Annotated in this window: 12 protein-coding genes; 11 read left to right on the top strand and 1 reads right to left on the bottom strand. The window is 59.6% G+C overall.

Going from position 1 to position 17065, the window contains the following annotated elements; all coding sequences use genetic code 11:
- Positions 1–179: 179 nt before the first annotated feature.
- The 3 genes from ACONT6_RS14850 to ACONT6_RS14840 all read left to right on the top strand — a co-directional run bounded on the left by ACONT6_RS14850 (position 180) and on the right by ACONT6_RS14840 (position 9049).
- The gene (locus ACONT6_RS14850; protein WP_428819218.1) at positions 180–5822 is read left to right on the top strand and encodes a PQQ-dependent sugar dehydrogenase; all 5643 of its coding nucleotides are present in this window, start codon (positions 180–182) and stop codon (positions 5820–5822) included.
- Positions 5823–5837: 15 nt separating this feature from the next.
- Positions 5838–7256 (top strand): DUF1552 domain-containing protein, encoded by a 1419-nt coding sequence (locus tag ACONT6_RS14845; protein ID WP_428819217.1) that lies wholly within the window; start codon positions 5838–5840, stop codon positions 7254–7256.
- Positions 7257–7321: 65 nt separating this feature from the next.
- Positions 7322–9049, top strand: coding sequence for an alpha-amylase family glycosyl hydrolase (locus ACONT6_RS14840; RefSeq protein WP_428819216.1), 1728 nt, complete (start codon positions 7322–7324; stop codon positions 9047–9049).
- Between the two features lie 76 nt (positions 9050–9125).
- On the opposite strand, the gene ACONT6_RS14835 is transcribed toward ACONT6_RS14840, so the two are convergent.
- Complete coding sequence (locus ACONT6_RS14835; RefSeq protein ID WP_428819215.1) at positions 9126–9965, bottom strand: DUF3014 domain-containing protein; 840 nt, start codon at positions 9963–9965, stop codon at positions 9126–9128.
- Between the two features lie 243 nt (positions 9966–10208).
- Here ACONT6_RS14835 and ACONT6_RS14830 point away from each other — a divergent pair, with 243 nt between their 5' ends.
- From ACONT6_RS14830 to ACONT6_RS14795, 8 genes are read left to right on the top strand one after another with little or no spacing between them, the layout of a single operon-like run.
- Positions 10209–10922: a thermostable hemolysin gene (locus ACONT6_RS14830; RefSeq protein WP_428819214.1), complete on the top strand. Its 714-nt coding sequence runs from the start codon at positions 10209–10211 to the stop codon at positions 10920–10922.
- Positions 10913–12418: an AMP-binding protein gene (locus tag ACONT6_RS14825; protein ID WP_428819213.1), complete on the top strand. Its 1506-nt coding sequence runs from the start codon at positions 10913–10915 to the stop codon at positions 12416–12418. Before ACONT6_RS14830 ends, ACONT6_RS14825 begins: the two co-directional genes overlap by 10 nt.
- Positions 12405–13076, top strand: a complete 672-nt coding sequence (locus tag ACONT6_RS14820) for a TenA family transcriptional regulator (protein ID WP_428819212.1) — start codon at positions 12405–12407, stop codon at positions 13074–13076. Before ACONT6_RS14825 ends, ACONT6_RS14820 begins: the two co-directional genes overlap by 14 nt.
- Positions 13076–13945, top strand: coding sequence for an SDR family oxidoreductase (locus tag ACONT6_RS14815; RefSeq protein ID WP_428819211.1), 870 nt, complete (start codon positions 13076–13078; stop codon positions 13943–13945). Before ACONT6_RS14820 ends, ACONT6_RS14815 begins: the two co-directional genes overlap by 1 nt.
- On the top strand, positions 13942–14625 hold the full coding sequence (locus ACONT6_RS14810) for a tetratricopeptide repeat protein (protein ID WP_428819210.1): 684 nt from the start codon (positions 13942–13944) through the stop codon (positions 14623–14625). Before ACONT6_RS14815 ends, ACONT6_RS14810 begins: the two co-directional genes overlap by 4 nt.
- Before the next feature lie 37 nt (positions 14626–14662).
- Positions 14663–15325: a response regulator transcription factor gene (locus ACONT6_RS14805; RefSeq protein WP_428819209.1), complete on the top strand. Its 663-nt coding sequence runs from the start codon at positions 14663–14665 to the stop codon at positions 15323–15325.
- On the top strand, positions 15322–16725 hold the full coding sequence (locus ACONT6_RS14800; protein WP_428819208.1) for an ATP-binding protein: 1404 nt from the start codon (positions 15322–15324) through the stop codon (positions 16723–16725). Before ACONT6_RS14805 ends, ACONT6_RS14800 begins: the two co-directional genes overlap by 4 nt.
- A 16-nt stretch (positions 16726–16741) precedes the next feature.
- Positions 16742–17059: a cupredoxin domain-containing protein gene (locus ACONT6_RS14795; RefSeq protein ID WP_428819207.1), complete on the top strand. Its 318-nt coding sequence runs from the start codon at positions 16742–16744 to the stop codon at positions 17057–17059.
- Positions 17060–17065 lie beyond the last annotated feature (6 nt).

Here is a 17065-nt window from a genome sequence, read left to right as displayed (position 1 = left end):
GGGAGGGTGAGGCAATCCTTTGCAATCAGAGTAATTTGAATATGCGCCTTACTCGGCGCTGCGCTTATGCGGTTCCTGCGCACAACACAGCTGCGATGTATTCAGTTGAAAAAAATAAAGACTGAATGTTGAACTGACATGACAGTCGTCCGGATAAAAATAACGACCGGAGCATAGCGATGATATCTGCCCCCCAAGTGGTCGGAGACAAGGTCTCCGCTACCTACGTATGCCTGCGCGCTTTCCTGCTGCTGGTACTCTGCCTGCCAGTTACGGCATTTGCTCAAAGCTGGTCCGAAGCCTGGTTTCGCGGTACCCCAAACGATTGGGGAACAACGGCGATGACCTACGATGCGGAGGCCGGTGCCTGGGTGACGGAACAGACGTTCGATGATGCCAACCCGCGCTTCAAGATCAGCCACTTCCAGGATTGGAATGAAGCCTACCCGGCGAATGACTTCCTGATGCAAAACGGGCGCTACCGGATTGTTTTCGACGACGTCAGTAAAGACATTTCGGTGACGGAAATTGTCGATCCTCCGGCCGAGTCGAGTAACCAGGTCTGTTTCGACAATGCGCAGAATTATGCCGATCCCCATATCTATTTCTGGGGCCCGCAGCCGGCTGCCGGCTTTAACGATCTACCCGGGTGGCCCGGGCGGCCAATGACCCAGAGCGGTGGCTTCTACTGCTATGACTTTGTCGGGCATCTTGATGGCGCCATGCCGGATTCGCTGAATGTCATTTTCAATGATAACGGTGCGGCCCAGACTCCAGACCTGCTTTTCAGTGGCGATCCCTGCTATCTCGATGGCCAGTGGCAGCCTGCACTGAGTTGTGGACTCGACGCAAACCCGGACCAGCCTCCCAGCGAGCGACCGCTGTTGGCGCAGCCGCTGAACTTTCCCATCTCCGGCAATGTGTCCGGTGGTAACTACCGGTTTGAAATCGCCTACCCCAACCTGCAGGGCATGTTTATGTCGCCGGTGATGGTGGTGCCGGATGGGCTGAATGACCTGCTGTATGTAGTTGATAAAACCGGTTCTATTTTTACTTTCCCGAATCGTGAAGATGTCGCTCCGGGAGAGGTGCAGACCCTGCTCAACATCAACGCCGAAGTGCGTAACTATCATGAGCAGGGCCTGCTCAGCATGGCCTTTGACCCGGACTTCGCCAGCAACGGTTATATCTATATCTATTACATCCACGGTACCGACGACAACGAGCGCGCACCGGACGGCAGCTACGGCGATGCCATCCTCGAGCGCTGGACGGTGGATAACCCGAACAATCCGGTGCAGGTAATTGCCGGCTCCAGAGCGGAGCTGCTGCGTATTCCCCAACGCGGCCCGGACCACAAGGGCGGCATGATGCAGTTTCACCCGGAAGACAATTACCTGTACCTGAGTATCGGTGACGGTGCCTACGGGCACAGCGCCACCATGTCTTATCCGGAAGATCCGCGCACCAATAATGGCGCGCAGGAAACCGATAACCTGCTGGGTACTTTTGTGCGTATCCAGCCACTGGCGCAGCCGGTAGACGGGAAGTATTACGCGATCCCCGCAGATAACCCCTTTGTGGGCGTACCCGGTTTCCGTGAGGAAATCTGGTCCTATGGCCACCGCAACCCCTGGCGCTGGAGCTTCGATGGCGAAGCCCCCTATACCCTGTGGGAGACCGAAGTCGGTCAGGCCGGGTTTGAAGAGGTCAACCTGATCGAAAAAGGAAAAAATTACGGTTGGCCGGTGTGTGAAGGCACCACCAATCGCGGGGATCTGGGGGGAGACCCGGCGAAAAACTGCAGCACGGATTTTGAACCCCCGCGCGATGGTTACGCTCATCCCACCGGCTTCTCGATTATTGGCGGCGTGGTCTATCGGGGCGGTTCGCTTCCGGGACTTACCGGCAACTTCATCTTTGGCGATTACGTTACCAAGCGTATCTGGTCGATTGTGGATGGCGAAGCCAAAACCCTGATCAGTGATACCTTCCCGGAAAATATCGCCTCTTTCGGCACCGATCTCAGTGGCGAAACACTGCTGGTCTCCACCTACGGCGTGGAGTACGGCGGGCAATCCACAATCTACAAGGTGGTGGATGACGACGCGGAAACCGCGGTAATTCCTGCAAAATTATCTGAAACCGGTCTGTTTGCCGATCTTGAAAACCTGGTACCGGTCTCGGGCGTTTTGGAGTACAGCCTGAATACCAAAGGCTGGTTTGATGGCGCCAGTGTGCGTCACTTCATTTCTTTGCCCAACGACAGCCAGATCAATTTTACCGATATTGATAACTGGAATCTGCCGGTGGGGACGGTACTGGTGAAACACCAGAGTATTGCCACAGCAGAAAACCCCGAACAACCGTTTACCACATCCGTGCTGTTCCGCCAGGATACCGGCAAGTGGCAAGCGGCGAATTATTACTGGAACAGCGCGGGTACCGACGCTGACCTGGTGAATGAAACACTCACAGTGATGGATGGCGGCATTGAAAGCCGTCAGCGGGCCGTGCAGTCAGCCGCCGACTGCGGATCCTGCCACATAGGAAGTGGCAGTCGCGAGCCCCTGGCGGTACATACGCGACAGTTCAACCGGACTTTCCAGTACGGGGAGTCTCCGGAAAGCGCTGCCAACCAGTTGGACGTATTCAATACGATCGGCCTGTTTAGCGAAGATATTGGCAGTGCGCAAAATCACGCGCAGTTTGTCGCTGCGGATGATACTTCCGCTGATTTGAACGAGCGCGCACGCACCTACCTGGATACCAATTGCTCTCACTGTCACGCCAGTAGTTTTATGGACCTGCGTTACGACACACCGCTGGCGGATACGCGCCTGCTGGAAGTGGAGGCCACCGGCAGCACAGCCCGCCTGCGGCCATTCGATCACGCCAGCAGTCTGATTTATATCTATCAGACCACCGATAACAACCGCATGCCCAAGGGGACCCGTTACACCAACCCGGTGGCGGAGGCCCTGTTCAGAAGCTGGATTGATGCGACGGCGGCACAGCAAACCGGAATCGCTCTGCAGGCTGGTAGCGACCGCCTCAACAGCGGTGATCTTCTCAGCGTTACCGTGCAGGCCGAGTTTGATAACGGTTTTACCACGGCTGTTGCCGGTACCCCCAGTGTGACTTCCAGCAATAGCTCGGTGGTGTCCATCGAGTCCGTCGCTAGCGGTGCGTTTACCCTGCGTGCCGGCGACACCGGCAGCGCCACGGTAACGGTACAGCAAAACGGGTTTGGCAAGTCGCTGACAATTTCGGTGACCACGGTAGACACCGGGATAACGGATATCGCTATTGCACCGCAGGGATTGCCGCTGGATAGCACCCGTCAGTTAGCGGCCTACGGTGTGCGTGCCGATGGTACGCGCCAGAATCTGTTCGGACAGGTTACCTGGTCCGTGGAGAGCGGCCCGGCCACTGTCGACGAAAGTGGCCTGGTGACGCGCACCGGCGGCGGTGATGTCACTGTGCGCGCGGAAGCCGGCGAGTTTTCTGCAACGGTCGCGCTCACCGAGGCGAGCAGCGGAATATCGGTGCGCTATGACAACCCGGACGATTGGGCCCAGGTGTTTGTCCACCTGTGGGTGACCGTCGATGGTCAGGATCAGGCGATTACCCAGTGGCCCGGGCTGCTGATGATGGGGCCGGATGCCGAAGGCTGGTGGAGTCATACGATTGCGGAGGAAGACCTTCACAACGGTCAGATTAACCTTGTGTTCAACAACGGCAACGGCCAGCAGACCGGCGACCAGCGCAATATTGCCGAATCCTCGAGTCTGACAGGCGGGACCTGGGAACCCTGGGAGGCGGAGGGGCCGGTGGGCGGCGATACTTCGCGCCTGTCGGTGATCGGCGGTACCACCGCCGATGGTGGCCGTGACTACGCGATTGGCAGGGTTATTACCGTCACTGCCGATACCCCGCCACTGGGCACCGAGTTCGCCAGCTGGAGCGGCGACGCAGCGCCCTATATCGTCGGCGACCCGTCGCAACCGCAGGTGCAATTGCTGATTCCCCAGCACGACCTGTCCCTGGTTGCCCTGTTCCCCAGCAGCAACAATGCCTACGAGGCCGGGCAGAATTTCTATGCGGCGCACTGTGCCAGTTGTCACGGCGACCAGGGGCAGGGCGGTGTGGCGCAGGCGCTCGCGGGGTCCGGTAGCAACTGGCAGTTGGTGCAGCTCACGCAATATATCGAAGACTTTATGCCGATGGATGCGGCGGCCAGTTGCGTCGGCGATCAGCCCGGGGCCTGTGCCTATGAAACGGCGCGCCTGATCGTGGATGAGGCCTGGGGCAACGGCTCCTGTGGTGACAGCAGTTGCGATGGCAGCAACCTGGACCAGCGCAATCTGCGTCTGCTGACACGGGACGAGTATCTCAACAGTGTGCGGGATATTTTTGCCATCGACTTCGATGCCTCGCTGATGGGCCCGGTACCGGCGGATGGTCGATTCCGCAATTTCGATACCGCCTCTTTCCTCACCGCCGGCAACGATCGCACCCTCGGTTTCGAGCTGGTGGCAGAGCAGGTTGCGGACCTCGCTATTGGCCAGACGGGTTTCCTGAATCTCGCCAGTGGCTGTGGCGATGTAAATTGCGTGGTGGACACACTTGGCTTCCGCCTGTTCCGTCGTCCGCTGACCGCTGCTGAAATCGCCAACTACACACCGCTCTATAGCAGCGAGGATGATGGCCGGTTACTGCTGCAGGCCATGCTGATGTCTCCGCATTTCATGTATCGCTCCGAGCTGGGCCAGCTGGATGCGGAAACCGGGCTTTATCGTCTGGACAACTACGAAGTGGCTACCCTGCTGTCTTACACCTTCTGGGGAACCACACCGGACGATACGCTGCTGCTGGCGGCCACCGAAGAAAACTTCGATGTGGCAGCGCAGGTGGATCGACTGCTGGCGGACTCCAGGTCTGAGCGGGGCCTGCGCCGGTTTATCAGCGGATGGCTGATCAACAACCAGTATCCGTTCCCCGCCATCAGCAGCCCCGACCTGATCGCCGCATTCAAGGAAGAAACCGTCGGTTTCGTGCTGGAAAATATTCGCAACGATGCAGCCTACAGCACGCTCCTCAGCGGCAATGCCACCTGGGCGGACGAAGTACTGGCGGCACATTACGGCCTCGATACCAGTGCGGGCAGCGGCTGGATGATGCGCAGTTTTCCCGTGGGGGATCCGCGCACAGGTACCGGCCTGCTCGGGCACGGCAGCTTCCTCGCGTCACGCACCAGTACCGCCAACCCGGCACCCATCAAGCGCGGTGTCTACGTGCGCGAAGTGCTCATGTGCCAGGAGTTTCCGCCCCCCGCGGCAGCCGACTTCAACGTGGTATTTGAAGAGACCGACAGCAACCGGGAAGCGACCGCACGTCACACTTCCGATCCTGCCTGCGCCGCCTGTCACCAGTTTATCGATGGTGTCGGCTTTGGCTTCGAAGGTTTCGGCAGCGATGCGCTCTTCCGAACCATCGAAACTATTGGCACCGGTGAAGAGCAGGCGATTGATGACAGCGGCAGCATCAAGAGCCTGTACACCCCGGCCACGGTACTCGACCCCACCAGCCCCAGTTATGACTTCTACTCGGTAGCGGAACTGGCCAGCCTGATTGCCGGCAGTGATCAGGGGGAGGCCTGCTTCGCCCGCCAGTTCTACCGCTATGTGGTAGGGCGAGAGGAGGGTGCCAGTGATGACCTGATCATTCATACGGTGAGTGAAGACCTGCGCAATGGCGGCGGCATGCAGGCCATGCTGCGCAGCCTGGTGTTGTCCGACGCATTCACCCTGCGTCGCTGAAACAGGAGAATAAAAATGAAACTGTTCAATCAATTCCGTCTCCCCACCATCAAGGAATCCACCAGCCAGTCGCGCAGGAAATTTCTCCAGCGCATGGCGCAGGCGGGTGTGCTGTTGCCTTTGGCCAGCAGCATGCTGGGGCAAAAAGTGCTGGCACAGGGCGGCAGCGCCCAGCGGGTACTCTTTCTCTATTACCCCAACGGTGTGGTGCCCTACAACTGGTTGCCGCAACAGGGCGCGGGTGCCATCAGCGGCAGCCAGGAGCTGAGTTTCGGCCTCGGGCCACTCGCGCCATGGCACAACCGCATGATCGTTTTGCAGAACCTGACCCTGGACATCGGTGCCGGGGCCGGGGCCCACTACAACGATATGCGCGGCATCCTCACCGGCAACAACCAGATCAGCCGCGAGAGCGCCAGTATTGATCATCTGATTGCAGAACAGCTGGGCAGTGAGGGTGTGCTGAGTCTCGGTGTGCGTACCGGCAGCCGCTCGGACATCATGATTTCCAAACCGCGCGGCTACGACAGTGAAACTCGGCCGATTCCCAATAACGACCCCGCGGATGCGGCGCAGAAGCTGGCGGTGGGTATTCAGGGCGGGGGTAGTGACAGTAACGGGGAAAAGCAGGCGTATTACGAAGCCGTACTGAACGACTTCGACAGCCTTGCCAACGCCACACTGGATGCCGCGCGCAGGGACAAGCTGACCCTGCACGAAAATGCCCTCAAGCGCCTGCGGGACCTCGCCAGCAATCAGGTGGGCCAGTGCACCTTCAATACCAATGTGATGAGCGATCCGTATTACGCATCCAGCAGTCAGCTCACGCCCACTGAATGGCAGATGTTCCCGCACCTGGCGCGGGCCCAGGTGGACAATATTGTGGGCGCCTTTTCCTGTGGCCTGCACCGGGTCGCCACCCTGCAACTTTCCAAGGGCGACGAGAACGGCAACCTGGTGAATTACTCCTACGACGAGTGCTGGCAGATGGCCCAGGACGCGATCAACCAGGGTATCCAGAGCACCAGTGAAAGCGGCCCGCTGGGTGCTACCACTCGCTGGTACAACGAATTTGCCAGCCACAGTGCTTCGCATCGCCCGGGCGATGTGCCGCACACCGCCCAGGTGCGCTGGTATCACTCGCTGCTCGCCTACACTCTGCAGCAACTTGAGGACAAAGGCCTGCTGGATGACACCCTGGTGATGATGTTCAGTGAGGTGGGGGATGGCTCCAAGCACGGTGGTGCCGCTGGCGCTGTCACCCTCGCCGGTGGCGCCGGCGGCGCGCTGCAGATGGGGCGGATCATCAACTGTGGGGATGGCGTCAACAATGGCCAGCGTATTTTTGGTACTCATCAACTGTTCGGTGATGTTGCCCGCTATCTGGGGGTGAACAGCCTGCCGGAAAGCCACTGGAGTGGCGGGGTGGTTTGACCCGGCGAAAGCACAACTCGAGAAAAAATCATCAAGAAATTCACACGGAGAAGAGCGGGGGAAGTATGACGGTAAAGCGGTATGCGTTGACCGGGTTGTTGACGTTGGTGGCTCTCACGGGGTGCGGAGGCGGTGGAGGTGGTGCAACGCCTGCACCGGTGCCAACACCGCAGCCAACACCACAACCAGCACCCGAACCGGAGCCCCTGCCAGAAATTTCCATCGATCCGTATTGGGCCAATGCGAGTATCTACTTCCTGCTCACGGATCGATTCAATAACGGCGACAGCAGCAACGACCTGGCCTATGGTCGCCAGGCCGACGGTGCCCCCCTGCGCGGTTTTCTCGGCGGAGATCTGCGCGGGGTCATTGATAAACTGAACGAAGGTTATTTTTCCGATCTTGGCATCGACGCTATCTGGATGTCACCGATTATGGAAAATGTGCACGGTTATCTGGAAAGCTCCGGTCGCACCTATGCCTATCACGGCTACTGGCCAAAGGACTGGACCGCGGTAGATGCCAACCTGGGCAGTGAGGCTGATTTGAAGGAGATGATCGATACCGCGCACGCGCAGGGCATCCGGGTATTGCTCGATGTAATCGCCAATCACACCGGCCCGGAAACCGCGCAGGACCCGCTGTGGCCGAGTGCGTGGGTGCGCACTTCACCGGTGTGCGACTGGTCCGGTTTCGCCGGCAATGTCACCTGCACACTCACCGATCACCTGCCGGATATCCGCACGGAAAGTGACGCGTCGGTGGAAATTCCCGAATTCCTGCTGGAAAAATGGCAGTCCGAGGGACGTCAGGCAGAGGAGGTGGCTGAGCTGGATGCATTCTTCGAACGCACCGGCTACCCGCGCGCGCCGCGCTATTTCCTGATGAAATGGCTCACCGACTGGGTGCGCGAATACGGCGTGGACGGTTTTCGCGTGGACACCGCCAAGCATGTGGAGCCAGAATTCTGGGGGCAGCTGAAGCGGGAAGCCGAAGACGCATTGGCGGACTGGAAAGCGCAAAATCCACTGCAGAAAATCGACGACAAAGCCTTCTTCATGCTGGGAGAAGTTTACGGCTTCGGCGTCGATGATTTCTCTAACAGTGACGGTCGCCAGTATGACTTTGGTGATCAGCAGGTGGACTTTTACCAGTATGGTTTCGACAGCCTGATCAATATGGGATTTGTGCACCACGCGGAACAGTCGTCGGCAGAGCTGTTTGCACAATATGCACAGGACCTTAATACCGGTGACCTCAAGGGCGCCGGTGTGCTCAGTTACATCAGCTCCCACGACGATATGGACAGCTTTGACCGGGACCGCAGTCGAGCGTTTGAATCTGCCGCAAAGTTGCTGCTGGCACCCGGCGCAGTACAGGTATATTACGGTGATGAGCTGGGACGGCCGCTAACGGACGCACAGGCGCTGTACGATGCCGAGTTGCGCAGTTTCATGAACTGGCAGGATATGGCGGATACCGATACCCAGCTGCTGCTGACGCACTGGCAAAAACTGTTGAAATTCCGCCAGCGGTTTGCGGCGCTCGGTGCAGGTGAACATCAGGTGATCCAGCAGGCGCCGCTGGTGTTTTCCAGGAGCCTGGAAAATTTTGCCCCGGTGGTGGTCGCACTGGCTCAACCTGCCGGCGACAAGCAAATACCGGTCGCTGGGGTATTTGAGGAGGGGCAGTCGTTGCTGGATTTCTACTCCGGGGCCAGTGCCCAGGTGGTCAATGGCGAAGTTGCACTGAGCACACCGCACTCCGTGGTCTTGCTGGGTGTGCCGGATTAAACCCGTTTCCGTATTTAATCTGCCCCCAAAAAAAAGCCCCGGATATACCGGGGCTTTTTTATTGGGTGGGTGTGGCTTACTGCTCGCTGGGCAGGTTCTGCAGTGCGGCTTTCAGCTCGCGCAACTTTTCCTTTACCCGCGCCGCATTATCCGGGCCGATGCGAATCATCAACTTGTGCAGCCCGGGCAGTTTCTCCAGTTTTTCATCCTCAAACTTGTAGTACACCGTGGGGCGGATCAGCTTGATGGGGCCTTCGACTTCCGGGGCGGCCAGTGCCTGATCGATCGCGGCGAGCACCGCCGCGTGGAAGTTCTTGTTCTTCAGCCCCAGTTCGCCGTAAGCCTGTTTCAGGCGCGGGTACCAGAACTGGTAGAGGTTTACCGCGGTATCGGTATCGACCATGGCGAACAGGCGCACGGGTTGCTCGTAGCGCTGGTAGTTCTCCTGAGAGAGCACGTAGATCTTCTGGCCGTCATCGCGGGTTTCCAGATCCTTGACCGCCAGACTGTCCTTCAGGTTGTTGAAGGGACGGTTCTTGTGCATCAGGTCGCCCTTGGTTGCGGTGTTCACCGCCGCGACCCATTTGCGCACGACTTCATCCGGCACTATCCAGTTTGCCAGCGCACCGTCGGAGGAGAGGCTGATGATATCCTTGCGCGCCTCGGCATCACTGTCGTTCAGGGCGGGCAGCTGGCGCGGCGGATCTTCTGGCTCGGCGGGTTCCGGAGCGGGAGGAATGACCGGCTCGTCCTCTGGCTTGTCGAGGTCGACGCTCGGTGTTTCCGGCGCGGGCTCGGTGACGGGAGCGGGGGCTTCGGGTGCCGGGGTATCTCGCAACGCGAACCAGTAAATGCCGAAAACTACCGCTGCTACCACCAGCAGCGCGATCAGCCAATCTTTGATACTGCCACCCATCTGCAAATCCTCCCGTTGATTCCCGCGCTCAGCGTCTGGCGCCTTATAAGACAGTGTAAACCACTGACTGTGAAGTCTAGGACAGTATCAGGTCGCGAAGGTTTCGGATAGCGCGTTCCTCCGCCCCCCGAATAACTTCTGAAAGTCTCTCCCCGCAAAATCTCCAAAAATTATCCCCGCTTAAGTTTGCCTTAATTTGGCCCCCATAGACTCACAGCATCGACAATCCAAAGAGTGGGTCTCATGGCAGCGGAAAGCTCTCCAAACATGGAACGGGAAAGTAATGGATCTGCGCGAGTTTTCGCGCCAAGTGCCTGTCCGGGCTTCTTCCTGAGCGCGGCCGGGGACCGCAATCGACCCGCGGTGGAATCCTATATCGCGGCGACCTTTGCCGAGACCTACGGCGCGCGGCTTTACCACTTTATGCCCCTGTTGCTGGCACAGTGCAATGACAGCGGCCTGGTGTCGGCGCTGGGGTTGCGCAGGGCGGATACCGCACCGCTGTTTCTGGAGCAGTACCTGGATCAGCCAGTAGAAGCCGCACTGGCCAGTGCCACCGGCGGCGAAGTCGAACGGGGCGACATTGTGGAAATCGGCAATCTGGTCTCCACCGCCCGCGGCGGCAGTCGCCTGCTTTTTCTCATGCTGGCCGAGCTGTTTGCTGCCGCGGACGTGACCTGGGCCATTTTTACTGCCACCCCGGAAGTGCACCGCCTGTTGAACAAGCTCACCGGCAACCAGTTTGTACTGTGTCAGGCGGATGGCGATCGCCTGGGTGAGCGGCTCGCCGATTGGGGCAGTTACTACGATACCCGGCCGGCGGTGACCGCCATCAATGTGGCCGAGGAGCGCGACGCACTGCTGGCGCATCCGTTGATCCGGGAGTTGTTACAGGCCTGTGCCACACCGGCACAGCAGATGGCGCATGCATTGCGGGAGGTTTATCCATGCAATTGATCGAACAGATCGCCGCGCACGCCGCGAGTTCACCCACGAGGGCTGCGCTTATTGGTGTTGAGGAAAACACCAGTTATGCACAGCTGGCGCAGACGATAGATTCGCTGGCGGGCACGTTGCAACAACTGGGCATAGCGGTGCTTGGCTTGTATGCGGACAACGGTCCCCAGTGGCTGCTGTTAGACCTGGCCTGTCAGAAAGCGGGTGTGACACTGGTGCCGCTGCCGGGCTTTTTTACCCCCCAGCAGCTCGAACACACCATTCGCACCAGTGGCATGCAGGCACTGCTGACGGACGACTGCGAACGCTTTACCCCGCTGTCTGTGGTGGGTGAGGCACGGGGTGATCTCGCCGGCCTGACGCTGATTGAGACCCCGGGAACCGAGCGGGTAGCGCTGCCGGCAGAGACCGCCAAGATTACCTTCACCTCTGGATCCACAGGCACCCCCCGCGGTGTCTGCCTGGCGAACGAAACCCAGTACACCACCGCCGCCGCACTGGCCGAGCGCCTGAATGAACTCGATTGTGCGCGTCACCTGTGTCTGCTGCCCCTGGCCACTCTGCTGGAGAACGTCGCCGGTGCCTACACCTGCTGGTTGCTGGGGGGGACGGTAATCGCGCCGCCGCTGGCGAAGCTCGGCTTCCACGGCAGTTCCCAGCTGGATGCGGCACAGCTGTGCCGCTGCATTGACGAGTATCAGCCGGACAGCCTGATCCTGCTGCCCCAGATCCTGAAACTGCTGGTGGCGCAAGTCCATCTGGGCCAGTGGCGTGCACCGGCGTCGCTGCGCTTTATCGCCGTGGGCGGGGGCAAGGTCTCCGCGAAGTTACTGCTCCAGGCGCGCGCGCTGGGGCTGCCGGTATTCGAGGGCTACGGCCTGTCGGAGTGCGGATCGGTGGTGGCGTTGAACCTGCCCGGTGCCGACTGCCCCGGAGCTGCTGGACGTCCGTTGCCCCACTGTGAAATCCGTATTCGCGATGGCGAAGTGCAGGTGCGCGGGCCCCGTTACCTGGGCTACCTGGGCGACAGTGGCACGGTCAATGGAACGGCGAGCGATATGGATGGCGACTGGCTGGCAACAGGTGACCTCGGTGCCATCGATAACGACGGCTTCCTGCACATTACCGGGCGCAAGAAGAACCTGCTGATCAGCGCCTTCGGTCGCAATATCTCGCCGGAGTGGATCGAGAGTGAAATCCTGCTGGATCAACAGGTACTGCAGTGCGTGGTTATCGGCGATGCGCGCCCGCACTGCTGTGCGCTGATATTCCCCCATCCCGGTGTCGCGGACGCGCAGGTCGACGACTGGCTCAACACGGTCAACCAGCGCCTGCCGGATTACGCACAGGTACGTAACTGGAGCCGCCTGCCGGCACCGCTGACGTTTGCCGACCGCCTGCTGACCGCCAACGGCCGCCCGCGCCGCGATGCCATTGCCAATCAATATGCCGAATCCATTGAAACGCTGTACGGAGAATCCCATGCCTTTCTATGACGAACTGCAACAGCAGACCGAAGACGCCCGCCTGTCACTGTTAAACGTGCCGCTGATCCAGCGCGGTGCCCGCGGCGAAATTGAATTACCGGAATACGTGGCGTTTCTGACCGAGGCCTATCACCACGTGAAGCACACTGTACCGCTGATGATGGCCTGCGGCAGTCGCCTGGGCGATCACCAGGAGTGGTTGCGCGAGGCGCTAGCGGAATATATCGAAGAGGAAACCGGGCACCAGGAGTGGATCCTCAATGACATCGCGGCCTGTGGCGCCGATGCCGAAGCCGTGCGCCACAGCCGGCCCAACCTCTCCACTGAACTGATGGTGGCCTACGCCTACGACAGCATTGCCCGCGGTAACCCGGTGAGCTTCTTCGGCATGGTGAATGTGCTCGAGGGCACCAGTATTGCCCTCGCCACCAGTGCTGCCCGTGCGATCCAGACCTCGCTGGAATTGCCCAATAAAGCCTTCAGTTACCTGTTGTCCCACGGTGACCTGGATATCGGCCACGTGGATTTCTTCCGCGGCCTGATGAACCGCATCGACAGCGATACCGACAAGGCCGCCATCGTGCACAGTGCGCGGGTGTTCTTCCGCCTGTACGGAGATGTGTTCCGCGAAGTGGACCGCCTGAGTATGGCCCTGGAGGCTGCGTAATGCGCGCTCACTCTTCATCTGAAACCAAGCCCGAAACCAAGCCCGAAACCAAGCCACTGACGGTGCTGGTCACCGGCGCCAGTGGTGGCATCGGCCGCGCCATCGCCACCCTGCTCGCCACGCAGGGCTACCGCCTGCTGTTGCAGGGGCGCGATGCAAAACGTCTTGAACAGCTGCGCATATCATTGCCTGGGGATGCGGACCACCGCATTTTAGTAGCCGACCTGCTCAACCCCGCCGCCCGCCGCACCCTGGTGCAGACCTGCCGCGATGAAATGGGTGGCGTGGATGTGCTGATCAACAACGCCGGCGTTTCCACGTTTGCATTGCTCTCCGATACCAGTGACGAGGAACTGGGGCGGATACTCGGCACCAACCTGCTCGCTCCCATGGCGCTGACCCGCGACCTGATACCGCTGCTGCAGGAGAGCAAGCGGGCGGCGGTGATCAACATTGGCTCCGCCTTCGGCCATATCGGCCATCCGGGTTTCAGCGTTTACGGCGCGAGTAAATCCGGTCTGCACGGCTTCACCGAGGCCCTGCGTCGTGAGCTGGGTGATACCGGCTTGCGCGTGCATTACCTGGCACCGCGTGCGGTAGATACCGCGTTGAATACCGATGCGGTCAACGGGTTGAATCGCTCCCTCGGCAACAAATCCGACTCCCCGGAGCGGGTGGCGCAGGCCTGCTTGCGCCTGCTGGAAGGGGCTGCCAGCCAGCGCCGCTTTATCGGCTGGCCGGAGCGCCTGTTTATCAAGGTCAACGCCTTGTTTCCCGCCGTGGTGGATTCGGCGCTGGCGAAGAAGCTGCCGGTCATCCGCGAATATGCACAACAGAACTTCCCCGACCTCAAAGGAGATACACCGTGAAACGTTTATCGCTTCCTGCACAACCGTTTGCCCGCTACCTGGTGGTGCTGTTGATGGCACTGGTTGCCCAGGTATTTGTTACCGCGTCCGCCGCTGCGGAAACCGCCGACGAGCGGGTTGTCAGCCTGCAAAGTGCTTGGGCCAAGATCAAATACCGCACGCCGGAAAAACAGCAGGCGGCGCTGTTTTCCGAGCTGATTGATCAGGCACAGGCGGCTACCGCAACTTATCCACAGAGCGCACCAGTGTGGGTGTGGAGCGGCATCATCCGTGCCTCGTATGCCGGCGCCAAGGGCGGTCTCGGAGCGTTGTCTGCGGTAAAGGCGGCGAAATCCGATCTGGAGCAGGCCATTGCCATCGACGGCAGTGTGCTCGATGGTGCCGCTTATACCAGCCTCGGCTCCCTGTATTACCAGGTACCCGGCTGGCCAATCGGGTTCGGCGATGATAAAAAAGCGGAAGCTTTCCTGCGTAAGGGGCTGGAGTTTGGCGCCAAAGACGTTGATGCCAACTACTTCTACGCCGACTACCTTTTCCAGAAGAAAAGTTACACGCAGGCACTCGAATATCTGCAGCGTGCGGAGCAAGCGCCCGCCGATCCCCAGCGGCCACTGGCCAGCGAAGGGCGGTTGGGGGAAATCAAAAGCCTGCAGGCAAAAATCCAGCAAAAAATGCACTAGGTTCAGGCCGATCACTGCACAGGGATAAGCACAGTCAATGCGGGTATTGCTGATCGAAGATGATGAATCCCTGGCCGATGGCATCGCCACGGCGTTGCGCCACAATGGCTACGCCGTGGATCACGCTGCCCTTGGTGGCGAGGGGGTGTCCCTGGCGCGCGCGGCAAAGCCCGATGTGATTGTGCTGGACCTGGGTTTGCCGGATCTCGACGGGGTCGAGGTATTGCGCCGGTTGCGCAGTCATGGGGTTAAATCTTCAGTATTGATCTTGACCGCGCGGGATGATCTCGCTTCCAAGGTACAGGGTCTGGATGCCGGCGCCGACGACTACCTGACCAAACCCTTCGCCGTGGATGAGCTGCTTGCTCGCCTGCGCGCGCTGGAACGGCGTCTGGGGGTGGGGCTCAGCGCCGAGATCGCCATCGGAGACGTGCGTATCAATCTCGCCAGCCACGAAGTATTCCGCGGCGACGAAGCGGTGAAACTGTCGCGTCGGGAGTTCACCCTGTTGCGGGCCCTGGCGGAACGGCCCGGCAATATCCTCAGCCGCGAACAGCTGGAAGACAAGCTGTACAGCTGGGGGGAGGAAGTGGCCAGCAACACCGTGGATGTGCATATCCACAACCTGCGCAAAAAAATCTATCCCGAATTTATCCAGACCATCCGCGGCGTCGGTTACAAGGTGGGTCCTGCGCAGTGAGGTCGATTCGTTTCTTCCTGCTGATCACGCTGCTGGCGACCATCGTGCTGGTCAACTTTGTCGCCGCGCTGCAGGGGTATCGCGGCAGTATGTCGGAGGCGCAACGGCTGTTTGACCAGCAAATGGTAGCCACGGCGCAGTTGCTTTCCACCATGCCAACACCACAACAATCGCCGGAACAACTCCCGGTCGTGGTAGAGCACACCGGCCCCATGGCGTTTCAGGTTTGGACCGAGACTCAGGCCCTGTTGATGCGCTCGGTCAATGCCCCAGAGACACCGGTAAGTACCTTTGCCGAGGGCTACCGGGAAGTGAATTTCTCCGGTTTCCGCTGGCGTGTGTTCTCCCACTATGCGCCGCAGTTACCGGGCTGGGTACTGGTGGCGGAACGGGTTGATCTGCGTTACCAGCTGGCGGACAGGGTAATCCTGGAGTCGGTCACGCCTATCCTGATCGGCATCCCGGTGGCCGGCCTGCTTATCTGGTTGATTCTGGCGCGGGGCCTGGGCAGCCTGCGCAGGTTGGCGGCAGCGCTACAGGAGAAACGCGCGGAAGATCTGCACCCGCTACCGCTGGATAACCCGCCGGAGGAGCTACTGCCGGTTGTCTCCTCTACCAATGCACTGCTGGGGCGCTTGCAGGAATCCTTCGAGCGCGAGCGGCGCTTCTCTGCGGATGCCGCACACGAGTTGCGCACACCGATCAGTGCGATCCAGGTCCACGCGCACAATCTCGAGCGGGAGTTAACGGAAACCTCCGCTGCTGAAAAGCCCGACTCGCTACAAAAATTACAGGGCAGTGTGGAGCGTATGGCACATCTGGTGGAGCAGATGCTGGATCTGTACCGAACCACCCCGGACCATTACCCGGCGCGTTTTGAAAGGGTCGATCTGTACGCTTTAGCACGTGAGGTCATTGCCGAGAACTATGCCGGCTTTGCCTGCAGAGATCAGCAGGTGGAACTCTGCGGCGCGCCGGCCGGCCTCTGTGGAGATCGTTTTGCACTGTCGATTCTGCTCAAGAACCTGCTGAGAAATGCCAATAAATACTCACCGGAAGGCGGGCAGATTGAAGTCACAGTGAATGTTCTGAGCGAGCGTGACGAGGTAGAGCTGCGCGTAGAGGATTCCGGGCCCGGTATTGCGGAGGCGGAGTACGCACGTGTCTTCGAACGCTTTTACCGAGTGGGTGGCGACCGGCATGTCACCGCGGTGGAGGGGTGCGGGTTGGGTCTGTCGATTGTGCAGCATATTGCCCAGTTGCATCATGCGGATATCCGGCTGGGTACCTCACATTTTGGTCATGGCCTTTCCGTGCAAGTTCGTTTCCCACTGGGAAAACCGGTTGGGGAAAACTCCGTATCAGAATCGATGCAAGAGCGAGCAACAAAAAATGCCTAAATGCCCGGTTGCCTGCATGGGTAAATTCCTGCTGCTGATCCTGTTTGCCAGCCTGAGCCTCGGCGCAGCGCGGCCGGAAATCAAGCTGGAAATTCGCGACCACCTGTTCCTCCCCTCGGAACTGGTGGTGCCGGCCAATACCAAGATCAAGCTGATTGTGTACAACCGCGATCCCACACCGGAGGAGTTTGAGAGCTACGAGCTGAACCGGGAAAAGGTCATTATGGGCGGGCAGAAGGCCATTATTTTTATTGGTCCATTAAAGCCCGGTGAGTATCCGTTTTTTGGTGAGTTCAATCCGAAAACGGCGCAGGGAAAAATCATCGCGGAATAATTTAAG

This window comes from Microbulbifer sp. MCCC 1A16149 (genome assembly GCF_050368945.1).
In the GTDB taxonomy this organism is placed as follows: Bacteria; Pseudomonadota; Gammaproteobacteria; order Pseudomonadales; family Cellvibrionaceae; genus Microbulbifer.
The sequence above is the reverse complement of the archived record's forward strand: the minus strand, read 5'-3'. Positions and strand labels throughout refer to the sequence as shown.

Coding starts and splice junctions, on each gene's coding strand:
- ACONT6_RS14850 (WP_428819218.1), top strand. CDS start 180: ATGATATCTGCCCCCCAAGTGGTCGGAGACAAGGTCTCCGCTACCTAC.
- ACONT6_RS14845 (WP_428819217.1), top strand. CDS start 5,838: ATGAAACTGTTCAATCAATTCCGTCTCCCCACCATCAAGGAATCCACC.
- ACONT6_RS14840 (WP_428819216.1), top strand. CDS start 7,322: ATGACGGTAAAGCGGTATGCGTTGACCGGGTTGTTGACGTTGGTGGCT.
- ACONT6_RS14835 (WP_428819215.1), bottom strand. CDS start 9,965: ATGGGTGGCAGTATCAAAGATTGGCTGATCGCGCTGCTGGTGGTAGCA.
- ACONT6_RS14830 (WP_428819214.1), top strand. CDS start 10,209: ATGGCAGCGGAAAGCTCTCCAAACATGGAACGGGAAAGTAATGGATCT.
- ACONT6_RS14825 (WP_428819213.1), top strand. CDS start 10,913: ATGCAATTGATCGAACAGATCGCCGCGCACGCCGCGAGTTCACCCACG.
- ACONT6_RS14820 (WP_428819212.1), top strand. CDS start 12,405: ATGCCTTTCTATGACGAACTGCAACAGCAGACCGAAGACGCCCGCCTG.
- ACONT6_RS14815 (WP_428819211.1), top strand. CDS start 13,076: ATGCGCGCTCACTCTTCATCTGAAACCAAGCCCGAAACCAAGCCCGAA.
- ACONT6_RS14805 (WP_428819209.1), top strand. CDS start 14,663: ATGCGGGTATTGCTGATCGAAGATGATGAATCCCTGGCCGATGGCATC.
- ACONT6_RS14795 (WP_428819207.1), top strand. CDS start 16,742: ATGGGTAAATTCCTGCTGCTGATCCTGTTTGCCAGCCTGAGCCTCGGC.